Below are 15,045 nucleotides of genomic sequence, written 5' to 3'. Positions count from 1 at the left end.
TTTGAAAATGTTGATGTGTGCATATGGCGGCGATATTGAAGCAGAATTAAAGCTGAGGTTGTTGGTGATTTGTTAGGGATCTGTGCTGATAAGAAACTTAAGAGAAATCGAGGTAAGGCTGCCACGAATGCGGAAGACCGGAGTTGAAAGTGCGGGCGTCTCTGGCAGAGCGCCCGCAGCGGTTGGCTAAAGGAGGTGGATTTATAATGCCCTTGTCTGCTTATGCGGATAGCTGCCCTTGCATCCGTCGCCCTGCCAGATCCATCAAATCACACCCATCGCGCAGCAAAATGCTGCACACCAGCGACAGTTCCTGAAGCACCACTGCACCTTTGGGCGCGTCATCAGAAATCGCGAAGGTCTCCAGCAGTTGAGTCACAGCGCGAATGCGATACGCCGTGGCATTGTGTAGGACGTTAATGGGGAGCTTGGGTATCGATCGACAGATAGGGAATGTTGCAGTCGTGACCGGTAATCGGCATGTGTCTGTTCATGGAGTGAGCTAATTATAGTTAGATCTAGGGTTGAAATTATTTAGTGTTAGATGAGGTAAGGGGCGGAATTTGGATGGTGGTGTTAGCTATGTTGAGTTTGCTCTTGAGATTGCGGCTTCTTTAGAATCTGTTGAAAGTGGTATTTTTGAGTTGTTGGATCTGGTTTTTTTGGAAGTAATATATTTGGTGGTGAAGTGGAGGTTGGAGTGCTTTTTTTGAAAGGTATAAAATCTAATCGTATTGAGAAGTGGTTTAAAGTATGAGAATTCGTCGGGCCCTTGAAAAAAGAATGAGGCAGCTAGAGGCTTCGGGGCGTGGTCGCTTTTATGAAGTGGTAGGGCGGGAGCAGGTTCTATGTTCAGTTGAACTTGAGGCTGATACTTTAGATGTTTTTGTAGATGGTTTTTCATTCGTGAGTGAGGGTGAGGTGCGTAAGATTTTATTTGATGATGTGCTTGCTATTAAAAGCCATTTGAATGTGAGTTTCTTTTCTGGTGGAAGAGAGAGTTTTGATTTTTTTCTGCCCATAGATATTGAGTGTGAGTCTTTTAATTTTTCTCTTTCAGTACCTTTTTTGAGCTATTCCAATATTCTAAATATTCTGACTGGGCTCAGGGATGACTGGTGTAAGTGAGTCTTGGGCGGTAAGGGAAGGTGGTAGTGAATAATTTGCAAAGTGTGGGTCTTAAGTTGGATGTGGGGGTATTGCAGTTTGTGCCAGTTAATATTTATGTAAATGATGGGGTTTTTGATTTTAATATATTTTGTGCGCTTGATAGTGGGTTTTCTGGTTTTTTATCTGAGAAATTTTTCTGCAGGCTGTATAGGCGTGATATAGAAAGGTTGATATCTTATTTTGATAGTCATGTTAAAGGTCTGGTGGCGGGGGAGTTGGCTGAGTCATTTACTTATGTAAATTTGGAGAACGATATGCACATAACAGCCCTGAGTGGTGATGCGGTCGATTTGTCAGATGGAGAGTTTTCAATACGTATATTATTTAATTGTGGTCAGGGCGAAAAGGCAACGACAAATACTTACTTTGGGTTTGAGACGGTTGTCGATGTGTCCGATCTGAATAAATTTTGTATTGGGCTTAAAGGGTTTTTGGCTAAATAGTGATGCTTGGTTTTCAATGGGGCTTTGCTCCCGAAGGCGGGCGTATCCGGTGAGGGATAATAATGAAAATAATTAGACTGATGGCTGACTATTAGTGTTTTCCGTTGTGGGATGTATCACCAGGGTCTTATGGGGATGTTGATCCGGATGAATATCCCATTTCACAAAAGCTTAAGTCAGATCGGATGTCATGGGCATTGAAGTATGATGGAGGTTTAGATACGGAATACCCTCTACACTCCAAATTTCCCAGTGATGCAGATGAGGCGGAGTTTAACGAAGAAGGACGTTGTCTATTGGTACGGCCAAGGGGGGAATTGAAAGACTATGTTGTGATTGGCAAAATGCTGATGTGACTATTGAATTTTTTTGGGGGCGGGGATGGGCGAATATCATTACTTATGTTGTAAATCATGTCGGATCTCTTTGAATCTGGGCAAGAAATTGGGGCGAGAACATTCTCGTTTGGTTGTGCAGGGGGTATATTCTGACAAGCATCGAACTTGGCTTAATGACGGTCGTGCGTGGTTTATTATCCAGGCTTTTATGCAGCAGCATCAGGGGCATGAGCTTATGTTTGTCAGTGATACAGAGTTTCCGCAGATCCAGCTTTATGACTATGTAGAGGGTGATGGGTTTTTGGTTTAGAGGGAGTAAAGAGGGAGGGTGATGAATTGGAAATTGCACTTGTGTAAGTGGCTCTAAATTCTACTCGGCTGGAACTGCTCCAATAGAATTTTTCTGGGTGGACTCAATGGAAATGACTGAAGAATTTTTGGAGGCCACAGATCTGGACTGCTTGGATGTCACTGTCTATTTCAATAGATAGGCTTTATATAAAAGATTGTGTTCCTGATTTTACTTGATATATTTCAAGGTTGAGTGTGTTGCTTGAGAAATTTGGTGCGACTGAATTTGAATGTAAGGTTATATTTTAGATTGTTTTGATTGCGTTTGAGGAGATGCTTTGTGGAAATGTTAAAGAAAGAGTGTGTGGCAAGTATCACTCTTTATGATCTTAGGGTTTCAGAGGGTGAGTTGATGGTGTTCGCGGATTGCATAGACATGGTTATGAAAAATTTTAGCGATACAGTTCTTGCGGAAAATACAGTGTGTGAGTCGAAGGAGGAACTTTCTTTCTATCTTGATGAGATTAAGGAGTTGCTGAAGGGTATGGTCCATCAGGAGTACTTGCCAGAGCGTTTTAAGGAAGGTCTTTAATTGTGTGTCTGTCAGGAAGTTATTTATAGACTTGTTGGGTGTAGGGATGGATTTTTATTGGGGTGAAAGTGATGGTAGACGCTGGCCGTGCTGTCGCTCAGGTGTCTTGAATGGAGATGGAGTTGATCTAATCGCCTGTTTGTTAATGGATGATGGTGGTCAACCTTATTTGGAAACTGTGCCATGGCTTGATGAAGGACTGGACAAGATTCGTCAGATAAGCAGGGATCAGATTGAAGTAATTGAATGGAGTCGTGATGCTTGGGGCGTAGTTCTTGCTGGTAAGGTGGCGAAAATATATTCCTTGTATGATGAAACGTATTTTTTAGATGTGACTCTTGAAGATTTTGAAGGCGCATTGCTAGGGTGGAAGAAGTTCATTATCTCGTAATAGATGTTGGTGGGCGTATGTGTCGATTTTTAAATATCTCTAGGTGGCATACATATGACGGTTCTAGACGCTGATTGGCAACCTGAGTTTGGTTCAATATTCACTTGGTATGCAAAGGATAAATTTGGACGGGTTGCAGTAATGGTGAATAACTGCTTCGGAGATTTGCCCAGGGAGTTGCTCAGGATTGCCGAGGTTGAGTCACTACTCGATCGAATGAATGAATATATGTGGGAGGAGTCAAAAGAGTTTTATGATTACCCGATAGTGAAAGATGGCAGCTTTGATGTGGACCTGTATTCCGCTTGTCGTCATCGAAGTAACTTGTGTAAAGGTTTTATTTTAGATGAGTTTGAGAGTGATTTGGCGGAAATGGGTAACTACAGTGAGGCCAATTTACCTGTTAATAAGGGCTTCTTTGTCTATCACGCTATTGAAGGCAGCTATGAGGGTGAGGACTATCCAGTAGGGTACGATGGGACTACCAAGATGGGTGATTATTTTAGATATCTGGTCCCGACAGTTTTCGCCTCAGTCGAGGACTTTCCTGAAGCATTGCGAAGAGGCATCGCTGTTTCGGATCGCTTGGACTTTACAGTTGATCGGTTGCTGGATAACGAGCGTATAAATGAATATTTCCCTACTATGTACCAAGGCTAAGGGGAGGCTCTAATACCGCCTCTTTTGGCTTATGCTGCTAGTTGGTCTTGCATCAGTCGCCCTGCCAGATCCATCAAATCACACCCATCTCGCAGCAAAATGCTGCACACCAGCGACAGTTCCTGCAGAACCACTGCACCTTCGGGCGCTTCATCAGAAACCGAGAGGTTCTCAAGTAGTTGAGTCACAGCGCGAATGCGATACGCCGCCGCATCGTGCAAGACGTCAATGGCGGCTTGGATATCGATCAGCAGCGAGGGAATGTTGCAGTCATGGCCGGTAATCGGCATGTATCGATTCAGAGTCGTCATGGATCTTACTCCTATATCAATCAGAGCCATCACCTTCTGCCGCCAAGCAGAGTAAGGGTGACGGATTGCACAAGGTTGGCGGACCAGGGATATAGGACCTGGCACTCCCGAAGGCGTCCCTGCGCAACCCGCCATATTTCTATGCCCGCGCACCTGGCTCCAGGCGTGGGCAAAATGCTCAGCAAATACAGCAAAACGGCATATTTCACTGCCCGAGCCAGCCCCCTAACCTTGTGTCCATCAGCTTCTCAACCCGGATGGAACACAACAAAAATGACTGAATACAACATCGCCCTGGTGGGCTTCGGTGGGGTCAATCGAGCCCTGGCGCAATTGATTGCCGAGCGCAATCAGGCATGGAAAAAACAACTGGGTTTCAGTTTGAAAATCGTCGGCATCAGCGATCTGTTCCTCGGTTCCATCGTTGCTCCCCAGGGGCTGGACGCCGGCCTGCTGAGCAAGCTGCCGGCAACCAAAGGCGCTTTGGCGCAACTGCCCGGTGGTCAGGTAGAGGCGCTCAACGAGCAGGTGATCAAGGACTCTGGCGCCGACATCATTGCCGAGGCCACCTTCACCAACCCGGTGGACGGCGAGCCGGCCACGACTTTCTGCCGCTGGGCCCTGGAGCAGGGCAAGCATGTGGTGACCACCAATAAGGGCCCGATTGCCCTGCACGGCGCTGAGCTCAAGGCTTTGGCCCAGCGTAATCAGGCGGCCTTCGAATACGAGGGCGCGGTGATGAGCGGCACTCCGGTGATCCGCCTGGCCCAGCAGTCCCTGGCCGGCAGCGAGCTGCTGGGTTTCGAGGGCATTCTCAACGGCACCTCGAATTTCGTCCTGACCCGCATGGAAGGCGGCCTGGGCTTTGCCGAGGCGGTGGCCGAGGCTCAGGCCCTGGGGTATGCCGAGGCTGATCCGACGGCGGATGTCGAAGGCTTCGATGTGCGCTTGAAGGTGGTGATCCTGGCCAATGAACTGCTCGGTGCACAGCTGAGCGTCAGCGACGTCAGTTGCCGGGGCATCTCCGGTCTGACGGCTGCGGACCTGGAGCAGGCCCGGGTCGAGGGTGCGCGCTGGAAGCTGATCGGTTCGGCCCAACGTCAAGCCGATGGTTCGCTGCAGGCCAGTGTCGAGCCGCGGCTGTTGCCGCTGGCCCATCCGCTGGCGGGTATTTCCGGGGCGATCAACGCGGTGTCGTTCAACACCGGGCTGCTGGGCGCGGTGACGGTGTCCGGGCCGGGCGCCGGGCGTATCGAGACCGCCTTTGCCTTGCTCTCGGACATCATCCACATCCACCAGTCGCGCTCGAGCCGCTAGGAGCCTGCCCATGAACCTGTCACGCCTGGCGCCGGTCGCCGATTCGATTGAAGTCTGCAGCCCCTTCGATGGCCGCGTCATTGGCACGGTGCCACGCCTTGAGGCCGGTGCCGTGCCGTACCTGTTGCAGCAGGCCCGCCAGGGCGTAAAGGACTGCGCTGCGCTGCCGCGTTATCAGCGGGCACGGATTCTGGAACGGGCGGCCTTGAACATTGAGCGCGACGCCGAGCATTTTGCTCGACTGATCGTCGACGAAGCGGGCAAGACCTTGAAGCAGGCGCATAAGGAGGTCAAACGCTGCATCAACACCCTCAAGCTGTCGGCGGAAGAAGCCAAGCGCAATGCGGGCGAGGTGCTGCCGTTCGATGCCTATGAAGGCTCGGAAAACCGCCAGGGCTGGTTCTCCCGCGAGCCTCTGGGGCTGATCCTGGCCATCACGCCCTACAACGATCCGCTGAATCTGGTGGCGCACAAGCTGGGCCCGGCCATCGCCGGGGGCAACGGGGTGATTCTCAAACCGTCGGAGCTGGCGCCGTTGTCGGCCATCAAGCTGGTGGAATACCTGCGTGATGCCGGGCTGCCGACGTCGGTGGTGACCCTGGCCACCGGTGGCGCGGAGTTGGGCAAGGCCCTGGTGGCGGCGCGTGAGGTGCGGATGATTTCCTTCACCGGCGGCTTTGTCACCGGTGAGCAGATCGCCCGCAGCGCCGGACTGAAGAAGCTGGCCATGGACCTGGGAGGCAACGCGCCGGTGATCGTGATGGCCGATTGTGATCTGCAGGCCACGGTGCAGAGTTGTGTGTCGGGGGCGTTCTGGGCGGCGGGGCAGAACTGCATCGGCACCCAGCGCCTGCTGGTCCAGGCCTCGATCTATGCGGCCTTTCGCGAGGCCTTTGTGTGCCTGGCCCGGGCTCAGGTCAGTGGTGATCCGCTGGCCGACAGCACGGATATCGGGCCGATGATCAGTCTGCAGGCGGCGCAGAATGCGCAGACAGTTGTGGATGAAGCCTTGCAGCAGGGCGCGCGCCTGCTCTGTGGGCATCGGCGCCAGGGTTCCTGCTACGCCGCCACGGTGCTGGAGAATGTCGACCACGGCAGTCGCCTGTGGCAGGACGAAGTGTTCGCGCCAGTGGTGGTGCTGCAGCCGTTCGACGATCTGGATCAGGCCATCGCCCTGGCCAACCAGCCTGAATACAGCCTGCACGCGGGGATCTTCACCAACGATCTGCGCACCGCCATGGACGCTGCGCGGCGGATCGAGGCGGGTGGGGTGATGATCAACGATTCGTCCGATTACCGTTTCGATGCCATGCCGTTTGGCGGCTTCAAATACGGCAGCCTGGGCCGTGAGGGAGTGCGGTTCGCCTATGAGGAAATGACCCAGCCCAAAGTGGTGTGTCTCAACCGCCTGGGCTGAGGCTGGTTGCAGCAACACGACAGGTCGTCGGGCACCGGGCAGGTTTGGTCACCTGCCCGGTGTTTTTTTGCCTGGGGGCCGTGCTGTCGAATCGACCCGCACAAAGGCAGTGGTAAAGTTCGCCCACTCAGGAAGAACGATGGGGCAAGCGCTCGGATGATCAAGGTGTTGTGGCAACAAGGGCGCGGCCTGTGGCTGGCGCTGTTTCTCGGTCTGCTGTTACCGACACTGGTGGTGGCCGAGCCGGCCCCGCCCGGGCTGCTGAAGATCTCCCTGGATCGCCGGGTCATCGATCTGAGCAACACGCTGGACGCTGCCGATCAGCAGCGTATGGAGAACAAACTGGCGGCACTGGAGCAGCGCCGTGGCGCGCAGATCGCGGTGATGCTGGTGCCCAACCTTGGCCAGCAAAGCATCGAAGCCTTGAGCAACCAGCTGTTTCGCTCGTGGAAACTGGGGCGCAAGGGGGTCGATGACGGCCTCCTGCTGCTGGTGGCGAAAAACGACCGCAAAGTGCGCATCGAGGTGGGCTACGGCCTGGAACCGGTGGTCACCGACTTGCTGGCCGGGCAGATCATCGCCCGGGACCTGACCCCGGCCTTTCGCCAGGGAGACTTTGCCGGTGGGATCGATCGTGCGCTGGACGATCTGATCATCCTGGTGGACGGCGGTGAGCTGCCGGAACCGGCGCCCTTGAGCGTACCGCTGGAAGCCTATGCCTTGCTGCTGGCGTTCATCAGCGGTTCGGTGGCGGGGGTGATGCTGGCCGCAGGCTGGAAGTGGCGTCGGGTCCTGGCCGCTCTGGTACTGCTGGTGGCGTTGCTGGTAGGGGCGGTGGGCGGTCGCGAGTGGCTGGTGCAGTTGTTCCTGGTGCCACTGTGCATGCTGGTGGGCGGCGCGACCTTCGCCGGTTTGTGGCAGGCGCGTCGGGTGTTTTACGGAGTGCTGGGGCTGTTGCTGTATATCGCGCTGTTGAGCCTGATCAGCCAGTATCTGGGCAGTGCGACCTTCCTTTACGGGCTGGCCTGGCCGGCCGCTGTGCTGCTGGTACTGGGGGGGCATTGGCTGCTCTACCGCATGATGCGCAACCGGTGGCGCAAGAGCCCCAAGGGCTTTGCGTGGCGACTGGGGGCGCTGCTGGTGCTGATTCTACTAATGGCCTGGGGTGTCGACGCCTGGAGCACGGTCCGGCAGTGGCTGACGGTGTTGCCGTTCGCCTACTTCCTCGGTTTTATGCTGTTTGCCAGTGGCAGCAGCTTTCACTGGTCCAGTGGCGCTGGTAGTAGCGGCAGCGGCGGTCGTTCGAGCTCGGGAGGCGGGTTCTCCGGAGGCGGCGGCTCCAGTGGCGGCGGGGGGGCGTCGGGCAGTTGGTGACGCGCCTGTTTCCCTTCCCATGCCGAACGGACCGGCCCAGGCGCTGCCGTGTCCGTCCGGGTTCTTGGATCAGACGACTTCGTCGATCAATGAGTTTTTTGGCGGCGTGACCGTAACCGGTGGCTGAGGCTGTTCCTTGGCCTTGTCGCGGAGTTTTTCCAGCGCCTCTTTCTGTTCCGCCGTCAGGGGCGGTGGGGTCAGCACCTTGCCCGAGTCAGGCAGCTTGATGCCGGGCTGGGAGCCGCCGGCGGTCAGTGGTGGGAGGGGACGGTTGCTTATTTCCATGTCACTGCTTCCTTGAGTGGGGGTGAATAAAGGATAACGACCGCTTTGTGGTGATCTTTAGAGCCAATGCTCTAGGCCGCCAGCTGAACCTTCTTTCGAGAGGAAGGGATTTGATGTTGATAATTATTCTTGTTTACAAATAAGATATGTTATTACGTTTTAAAATCACCCCAAGGAGCCTCTCCCATGAAAGTCCTGTCCTCCCTCAAAGAAGCCAAGAACCGTCACCGCGACTGCCAGATCGTCAAGCGTCGCGGCCGGATCTACGTGATCTGCAAATCCAATCCACGCTTCAAGGCGCGCCAGGGCGGGGCGAAAAACCGCAATAAGGGCTGAACCGCCGCTTGCTCCTGTCCAGGACAGGGCGCCCGATACGCTGCAACTACAGCCGGGCGCCTTGGCGGTTTATCTGCCCAGGCGGGCGATCAGCGGCTCAAGCATCGGGCGTTTGCTCTGCCACTCCGCCTTGGTGATGCCCAGCAGGACCACGTCCATGCGTTGGCCATCCTTGAGGATGTTCTGGCGCCGCAGCCCCTCCTGTTGGAAACCGAATTTCAGGTGCATGTTGATCACCGCCGGGTTGCTGGCCAGCACCTCGCAGTTGAGCTTTTCCAGACCGGCTTCAGTGAAGGCGTAGTCCAGCATCCAGAACTCGATCAGGCTGCCCAGGCCCTTGCCTTGCTGCTTGGCGTCCAGGTAGAACGCCCAGTCGGCGGTTTTCTGTCGGGCATTGATGGCATTCAGTGAAACGATGCCCAGGGCCTGGCCTTCGCCCACGACGACAAACACTGCCTGGGCCGGATTGCCCTGCAAGGAGCTCAGCCAGCGCTGGTGTTCCTGTTCACTGATTTCATGGGAGGTGTACATGTACTTGCGCACCTCCTCCTGGTTGCGCAGCGTGCGTACATGGGCCTGAGTGGCGGGATCGGCATCGACCAGGGGGATGAACTGCATCCTGATGTCCTTCTCGGATGGGTGAGCGGTGGTGGTGCATGATGGCATATCCACTGCCGTTGCATGGATTTGTCTCTTGGGACAAGAACCGGTAGAAAGAACCCTCGCATTCAGAAAACAGATACCTGCATGAGCGACATTGAGAAACCCAATAGCCGCCTGTTCGACCTCGACTTGCTGCGCGCCATTGTCACGGTGGCCGATTGCGGCAGCTTCACCACCGCGGCGAGTCGCCTGCATTCCACCCAGTCCACCATCAGCCAGAAGATACGCCGTCTGGAGGACATGGCCGGGCACCGGCTGCTGGAGCGCGGCAACCGCGACGTGCTACCCACCGATGCCGGCGAGACCTTGCTGGGCTATGCCCGGCGGCTGCTGGCGCTGAACGACGAGATGCTTGAGGCGCTGTCCGGGGCCACGGTGGCGCTGACGGTACGTATCGGTGTGCCGGACGACTTTGCCGCGGGGCGCACCACTGAGCAACTGGCGGCGTTCAACCGGCGCTACCCCCAGGTCAAGCTGGAAGTCACCAGCGGCATGAGCCGCGACCTGAGTGGCAGTTATGACCGTGGCGAACTGGACCTGGTGGTGCTCAAGCAATTGCGCAACAGTCGTGAGGCCGTGGCGTGCTGGCCCGAGAAGACCCGCTGGGTGGACAGTGCGAAAAACCCCTGCATCGACCTCGACCCGTTGCCCATCGTCACCTTCCCGCCTCGCGGGGTGTATCGCGATGAAATGATCAGTGCCCTGGAAACCATCGGCCGGCGCTGGCATATCAGTTTCACCAGCTCCAGCCTCAGTGGCTTGCAGTCGGCCATTGCCGACGGCATGGGCATCGGCTTGCTGCCGCTGCGGGCGGTGACCCCGGGGCATGAGGTGCTGCCCAAAAGCATCGGCCTGCCATCGGTGGATGTGTTCGAGGTGGCGCTGCTGCACCGCCCGGCGGCCGATCCCATGGTCAAGGAGCTGGCGCGGGTATTGTCACGGGTGCTGGCCCAGGACACCCGTGGCTGAATCCGCTTGGTATTCGATAAATGAATATGCCGTAGTTCAGTATTTAATTTGTGCATGAAAGCGGCGCTGGATATCGTGGTGGCCAGCAGCGATACCCGGCATTGCCTGGCGCGTCGCTCCGCAGATTTGTTCACCCCGGCGGCGTTGTAGCACGGGGCAGCAAAACAACAATGAGGAGAGTCTCCATGTCCAAAACCACTTATTACGCGCCCCACGGCGGGCACCCGGCGCAGACCGAGCTGCTCACCGACCGCGCCATGTTCACCGAAGCCTACGCGGTGATCCCCAAGGGTGTGATGCGTGACATCGTCACCAGCCACCTGCCGCACTGGGACAACATGCGCATGTGGGTCATTGCCCGTCCGCTGTCGGGTTTCGCCGAAACCTTTTCCCAGTACATCGTTGAAGTGGGCGCCAATGGCGGCAGCGACAAGCCCGAGCAGGACCCCAACGCCGAAGCGGTGCTGTTTGTCGTCGAGGGTGAAGTCAACCTGACGTTGCAAGGCCAGGTGCACGTCCTCAAGCCCGGCGGCTATGCCTTTATCCCTCCGGCCGCCGACTGGAAGCTGCGCAACACCAGCGGCACCGAAGCGCGTTTCCACTGGATCCGCAAGCACTACCAGAAAGTCGACGGCGTGCCTTATCCGGACGCGTTCGTCACCAACGAGCAGGACATCGAGCCGCGGGTGATGCCTGACACCGAAGGTCGCTGGAGCACCACCCGTTTCGTCGACATGAGCGACATGCGCCACGACATGCACGTCAACATCGTCAACTTCGAGCCGGGCGGCGTGATCCCCTTCGCCGAGACCCACGTCATGGAGCACGGCCTGTATGTTCTGGAAGGCAAGGCGGTGTATCGCCTGAACCAGGATTGGGTCGAGGTCGAGGCTGGCGATTTCATGTGGCTGCGCGCGTTCTGCCCGCAGGCCTGCTACTCCGGCGGCCCGGGTCGCTTCCGCTACCTGCTGTACAAGGATGTGAACCGCCAGATGCGCCTGACCCTGAACGCGCCGCATTGATTCGATGGCAGGGCAGGGGCGGTTCGACGCTCTGCACGGCCGAACGGCACGTCATGAAAACCGGCGATCATTCGCCGGTTTTTTGATTGCGCAGCGGGGTAGAGATGAAGGCGCCGGAGGGGGGAGCGATGTTCTTTCGCGCCGACGCTCGCTCCGGGATTGAGGGATATCTCGACGTATCAGGCGGACATCCGCCGAGTTGACTCGGACCAGTAGACGGTTATTGAGCGCTGTTCCAACGTATCAACTTGAAGCCAAGGCGCCCGAGGGCAGCCTTGGCTGTTGCTAGTGCCTTACGCGACCGGGTGAATGGTTTCACCGTGGTCTTTCACCGTACTGTTTTCGATTTCGATCTTGCTTGTGGCCTGCACATAGTAAGGCGCCTGGGTGCCGTTCCTTTTCAGGGACAGCACAAAGCCACGGTCGTCTGATCGGTCCCAGCTTTCCTGCTTGCCGCTATCGATTCCGAAGAATTTGGTGTCGCCGTCGCTACCCCATTTGTTGATCGAGGCTTCAATTTTTTTCGATGATTTGTTGGTAACGGTAATACCCATATCTATATTCCTTTTAGATTGAGGTTTATTTGATCTGGCTATTGACTGCTATCCAATGCTTGCAGTCGTTATGTTGTTCTATACAACTTAACTAGACCTGCCAGTCAATGAGGGTGAAGCGCACTGGAGTCTAGATACTATTTTGCTATCAGCAAGGCAGTGCTCAACAACATTCTTGAGTCTGTCCTTGATTTGACTACTTGCGTCCCGAGCCTTGAAGAGAGAAATGGCGCTATTCATCGCTGACTCGCCTTACTCAGATGGTTCGATCTATTCCGCGCTGGGCGGGCGGTGATGATCAAAAAGTCTTCATGCTCGCCCTGGCCTTCATCTGGGGCCGGAAGCTGTCCGATCGGGGCGCAGAGATGGGTGAGCCGTCGCGGTGTCGGATCAGATAGGTCTGTTTCTTCGGGCCGCTGTCGTCCACTTACTCGAACCAGTTGTCGATCGGGCCGATCACCCGGTGTGATCAGATCTGCGGGAAGAAGTCCCGTGGGCTTAGCGCCATGCTCCAGATAGGGCCAACCGATATGCTGCCCATAACTGGAAATCTCCAAGCGTGACATAGGCGTTAACTGGATAACCTGGCTGAACGTCTCGAAGGCTAACTCAATCGCCGGCATCACCTGTTGTCGCGTCACAATTTGCAGATTCGCCAAACGTAGCGCGACCTATGACTGAGGACCGAAGACCAGGATCAACTGGTATATTGGCTGCGTGTCTGACCCACTTGGATTGCTTTCTAAAACACGGAGCGTGCTATGAAATTCGCAATCAATCTGCCGTTGTTATTAGTTGGGTGCACATTGTTTGGTGTGGGTATGGCGGGTGGAGGTAATTGGTTTTTGTTACCTGCCTGCCTCTTCATAGTGCTGGCTCTGATACTCAGAACAAGGAACTGAATCGCTGTAGCTCGCACCTTCGACTGCCTGGTATGAAAGGCGAGCGCCCTGGGTAGAGCATCGACCAATAAACGCAGTGAAAAAATCCGATGATCCTGGACCTGGCCATCTGGTAGTAGTGGTACCGTCTGCGCTGCAAAACCTGGAGCCTGCTAGATGAATCGTCAAAGCCCACCTCAGCCTGTCGCAACGCCTCTAGCCGCGCCAAGTACTGAAAACCCTGGCGTCCACCCACCTATCTGGCATCGCGGCACGGACTTACTGACCATTGGAAGCACGGGGGCGGCCATTTTGGGTTTCTGCTTTGTGGTGCTTGGGTTGTTGCCGGGCTTAGTGCTGACGATACTGGTCCTTCTCGGGTTCGAAGCGATGTCAGATGAACCGAACAGCGATGGGTCTAGCCTCACAACGTGGTTGTTCATCCAGCTCCTGTGTGGTTCTGTTGTGCTCATGGGGCTGGTCTTCGCGTGGATCTTCTCTGCGCCTAGAGTGCTGGCCTTCACGTTCGACGAAAACCAGCAATTGCTGACCCTCACGGTCACCCGTCGCGGTCGTAAGCCCACCGAAGTGCAGGTGCCATTTAGCGACATTATTTGTATCTGCCCTTACGTGCTCGCCAGTTATGACCGTCATGGCCATTTTAGCGTCGTGTGTCAGGGACCGAGGGACAAGGAGTTTGTATATCGATTGGCTGAGGATACTTCTCTGGAAGAAATGGAGTTTCACGCTGCGTGGTTGCGAGGAATAATTGGCTTACGGATGCAGGAACTACTGAATCTGGACAAATGAAGGAAGCGTGTCCAGGTGTTTCTTCGCCTCGATCCTGTGGTCAGCACCCTCGATTACGTCATAACCCCGGCGGGTACTGCATGGGCCGAACTGCTGCACCATCTGTACGGCTGGCCTGGGCGTGGACCTTTCGATGGGTTATCGACAGGCGGGTGATGCAAGCTCCAGCTTTTGCTACAGAACCTAGAAGCTTAATGATTGGTCTCTGCCCCGTTCTTTAGCTGCATAGAGCGCTTTATCGGCTTGAGCCAGTAGCACGTTAGACGGATGCCGCAGACCAAATGTATGAACTGAAAAGCCGATGCTTATGGTTAAGTATCCCGTGCTGGAGGCGGAGTGCGGTATTTTTAGATCCCGAACTCGTTGGCATAGTGTTTGGGCATACAGAGAGGCTTGCTCTTTGGTCATGCCATTGGACAGGATTACAAACTCTTCGCCGCCATACCTGGCTGCAAAGTCGGAGCCACGCTGAAAGGATTTATTCAAACTGTCAGCGACGCGTATGAGCGCTTCATCACCCGCTTGATGCCCATAAATATCATTGAAAGATTTGAAGTGATCAATATCAATCATGGCAAGAGTCAATGAGTCGCCATTGCGGCAGGCAATTTTCCATTGGATTTCGAACTGCGTATCAAAAAAACGGCGATTGTATATCCCCGTGAGTCCGTCTTTTATGGACAGTTGCTCGAAGTGTATTTTCATTTCCTCGAGAGACTGATGTTCGTCGCGAAGTTGCTGCTGTATAAGCATTCTCGATGTTACATCTTTTTGGATGCCGATAAAGTTACTGACAGCCCCGTTTTCATCATGGATTGGCGATATGCTTAACTCATTCCAGAACATGCTTCCATCCTTGCGGTAGTTGCGCAAGGTTACGAGGCAGTACTCGCCTTTTTTTACCGCGTTGTGAATAAGCTCCAGTTCAGGTTGATCTCTGTCGTTTCTTTGTAGGTATCGACAGTTGATGTTGGTAATTTCTTCGAATGAATAGCCGGTCATCCGTTCAAAAGCAGGGTTTACAAATATCAACGGATTGTCATCAATGCAATTGTCGGAGATGGTGATCCCGTCTCGCGAATCCATAACCGCCTGTTTGAGTATTTCAAGCTTCATACATGATCCGTCAGTAGGAGCGAGGGATAAGGATTGTTTTCAAGTGTTGTAGTGTCGAGACGTGACAATGGTTTGAGTGTTCTATTTTTTTCATTGTAGTCGCTG

General features: G+C 54.7%; 18 protein-coding genes and 2 pseudogenes. 13 read left to right on the top strand and 7 right to left on the bottom strand.

Annotated elements, in window-relative coordinates:
* Positions 1–220: 220 nt before the first annotated feature.
* Positions 221–494 (bottom strand): annotated as a pseudogene (locus ACSSVC_RS23790) (hypothetical protein).
* 259 nt (positions 495–753) lie between these two features.
* On the opposite strand from ACSSVC_RS23790, the gene ACSSVC_RS23785 reads away from it, so the two are divergent.
* From ACSSVC_RS23785 to ACSSVC_RS23760, 6 genes are all read left to right on the top strand, one after another.
* Positions 754–1,128 (top strand): hypothetical protein, encoded by a 375-nt coding sequence (locus tag ACSSVC_RS23785; RefSeq protein WP_492611506.1) that lies wholly within the window; start codon positions 754–756, stop codon positions 1,126–1,128.
* Positions 1,129–1,154: 26 nt separating this feature from the next.
* Positions 1,155–1,613: a hypothetical protein gene (locus ACSSVC_RS23780; RefSeq protein WP_492611505.1), complete on the top strand. Its 459-nt coding sequence runs from the start codon at positions 1,155–1,157 to the stop codon at positions 1,611–1,613.
* A 104-nt stretch (positions 1,614–1,717) separates the two neighbouring features.
* Complete coding sequence (locus tag ACSSVC_RS23775; RefSeq protein ID WP_492611504.1) at positions 1,718–1,969, top strand: immunity protein CdiI family protein; 252 nt, start codon at positions 1,718–1,720, stop codon at positions 1,967–1,969.
* A gap of 613 nt (positions 1,970–2,582) precedes the next feature.
* A complete protein-coding gene (locus ACSSVC_RS23770; RefSeq protein ID WP_404937266.1) occupies positions 2,583–2,834 on the top strand; it encodes a hypothetical protein in 252 nt (83 codons plus the stop codon).
* A 4-nt stretch (positions 2,835–2,838) separates the two neighbouring features.
* Positions 2,839–3,225, top strand: coding sequence for a hypothetical protein (locus ACSSVC_RS23765; RefSeq protein WP_492611503.1), 387 nt, complete (start codon positions 2,839–2,841; stop codon positions 3,223–3,225).
* A gap of 54 nt (positions 3,226–3,279) precedes the next feature.
* Positions 3,280–3,885 (top strand): hypothetical protein, encoded by a 606-nt coding sequence (locus ACSSVC_RS23760; RefSeq protein WP_492611502.1) that lies wholly within the window; start codon positions 3,280–3,282, stop codon positions 3,883–3,885.
* Between the two features lie 29 nt (positions 3,886–3,914).
* Here the strand turns inward: ACSSVC_RS23760 and ACSSVC_RS23755 are convergent, their stop codons facing one another.
* Positions 3,915–4,196 (bottom strand): hypothetical protein, encoded by a 282-nt coding sequence (locus tag ACSSVC_RS23755; protein WP_492611501.1) that lies wholly within the window; start codon positions 4,194–4,196, stop codon positions 3,915–3,917.
* A gap of 273 nt (positions 4,197–4,469) precedes the next feature.
* On the opposite strand from ACSSVC_RS23755, the gene ACSSVC_RS23750 reads away from it, so the two are divergent.
* From ACSSVC_RS23750 to ACSSVC_RS23740, 3 genes are all read left to right on the top strand, one after another.
* Complete coding sequence (locus ACSSVC_RS23750) at positions 4,470–5,513, top strand: homoserine dehydrogenase (RefSeq protein ID WP_492611500.1); 1,044 nt, start codon at positions 4,470–4,472, stop codon at positions 5,511–5,513.
* A 10-nt stretch (positions 5,514–5,523) separates the two neighbouring features.
* Positions 5,524–6,930, top strand: a complete 1,407-nt coding sequence (locus ACSSVC_RS23745; RefSeq protein WP_492611499.1) for an aldehyde dehydrogenase family protein — start codon at positions 5,524–5,526, stop codon at positions 6,928–6,930.
* A gap of 156 nt (positions 6,931–7,086) precedes the next feature.
* Complete coding sequence (locus tag ACSSVC_RS23740) at positions 7,087–8,304, top strand: TPM domain-containing protein (protein WP_404937261.1); 1,218 nt, start codon at positions 7,087–7,089, stop codon at positions 8,302–8,304.
* A 69-nt stretch (positions 8,305–8,373) separates the two neighbouring features.
* Here ACSSVC_RS23740 and ACSSVC_RS23735 read toward each other — a convergent pair whose 3' ends face one another.
* Positions 8,374–8,589, bottom strand: a complete 216-nt coding sequence (locus ACSSVC_RS23735; protein ID WP_404937260.1) for a hypothetical protein — start codon at positions 8,587–8,589, stop codon at positions 8,374–8,376.
* A gap of 186 nt (positions 8,590–8,775) precedes the next feature.
* Here ACSSVC_RS23735 and ykgO point away from each other — a divergent pair, with 186 nt between their 5' ends.
* Positions 8,776–8,925, top strand: a complete 150-nt coding sequence (ykgO, locus tag ACSSVC_RS23730; RefSeq protein ID WP_011062095.1) for a type B 50S ribosomal protein L36 — start codon at positions 8,776–8,778, stop codon at positions 8,923–8,925.
* Positions 8,926–8,994: 69 nt separating this feature from the next.
* On the opposite strand, the gene pseH is transcribed toward ykgO, so the two are convergent.
* Entirely contained in the window at positions 8,995–9,543 is a 549-nt protein-coding gene (pseH, locus tag ACSSVC_RS23725; protein WP_346635226.1) for a UDP-4-amino-4,6-dideoxy-N-acetyl-beta-L-altrosamine N-acetyltransferase, read from the bottom strand.
* Between the two features lie 129 nt (positions 9,544–9,672).
* Between pseH and ACSSVC_RS23720 the strand changes: the two genes are divergently transcribed.
* On the top strand, positions 9,673–10,557 hold the full coding sequence (locus ACSSVC_RS23720) for a LysR family transcriptional regulator (protein WP_123725843.1): 885 nt from the start codon (positions 9,673–9,675) through the stop codon (positions 10,555–10,557).
* Positions 10,558–10,742: 185 nt separating this feature from the next.
* Positions 10,743–11,579 carry a bifunctional allantoicase/(S)-ureidoglycine aminohydrolase gene (locus tag ACSSVC_RS23715; protein WP_123725844.1) on the top strand — a complete coding sequence of 279 codons (837 nt, stop codon included), beginning with the start codon at positions 10,743–10,745 and terminating at the stop codon, positions 11,577–11,579.
* 293 nt (positions 11,580–11,872) lie between these two features.
* On the opposite strand, the gene ACSSVC_RS23710 is transcribed toward ACSSVC_RS23715, so the two are convergent.
* Positions 11,873–12,133, bottom strand: coding sequence for a hypothetical protein (locus ACSSVC_RS23710; RefSeq protein WP_123725845.1), 261 nt, complete (start codon positions 12,131–12,133; stop codon positions 11,873–11,875).
* A 287-nt stretch (positions 12,134–12,420) separates the two neighbouring features.
* A pseudogene (locus ACSSVC_RS23705) lies at positions 12,421–12,599 on the bottom strand (DUF159 family protein); the annotation flags it as partial.
* 592 nt (positions 12,600–13,191) lie between these two features.
* Here ACSSVC_RS23705 and ACSSVC_RS23700 point away from each other — a divergent pair.
* Positions 13,192–13,824, top strand: a complete 633-nt coding sequence (locus tag ACSSVC_RS23700) for a hypothetical protein (protein WP_346635227.1) — start codon at positions 13,192–13,194, stop codon at positions 13,822–13,824.
* A 183-nt stretch (positions 13,825–14,007) separates the two neighbouring features.
* Here the strand turns inward: ACSSVC_RS23700 and ACSSVC_RS23695 are convergent, their stop codons facing one another.
* Positions 14,008–14,940 (bottom strand): diguanylate cyclase domain-containing protein, encoded by a 933-nt coding sequence (locus tag ACSSVC_RS23695; protein ID WP_346635228.1) that lies wholly within the window; start codon positions 14,938–14,940, stop codon positions 14,008–14,010.
* Positions 14,941–15,045 lie beyond the last annotated feature (105 nt).

This window comes from Pseudomonas sp. E1BtOHC1 (genome assembly GCF_058744285.1).
The sequence above is the reverse complement of the archived record's forward strand: the minus strand, read 5'-3'. Positions and strand labels throughout refer to the sequence as shown.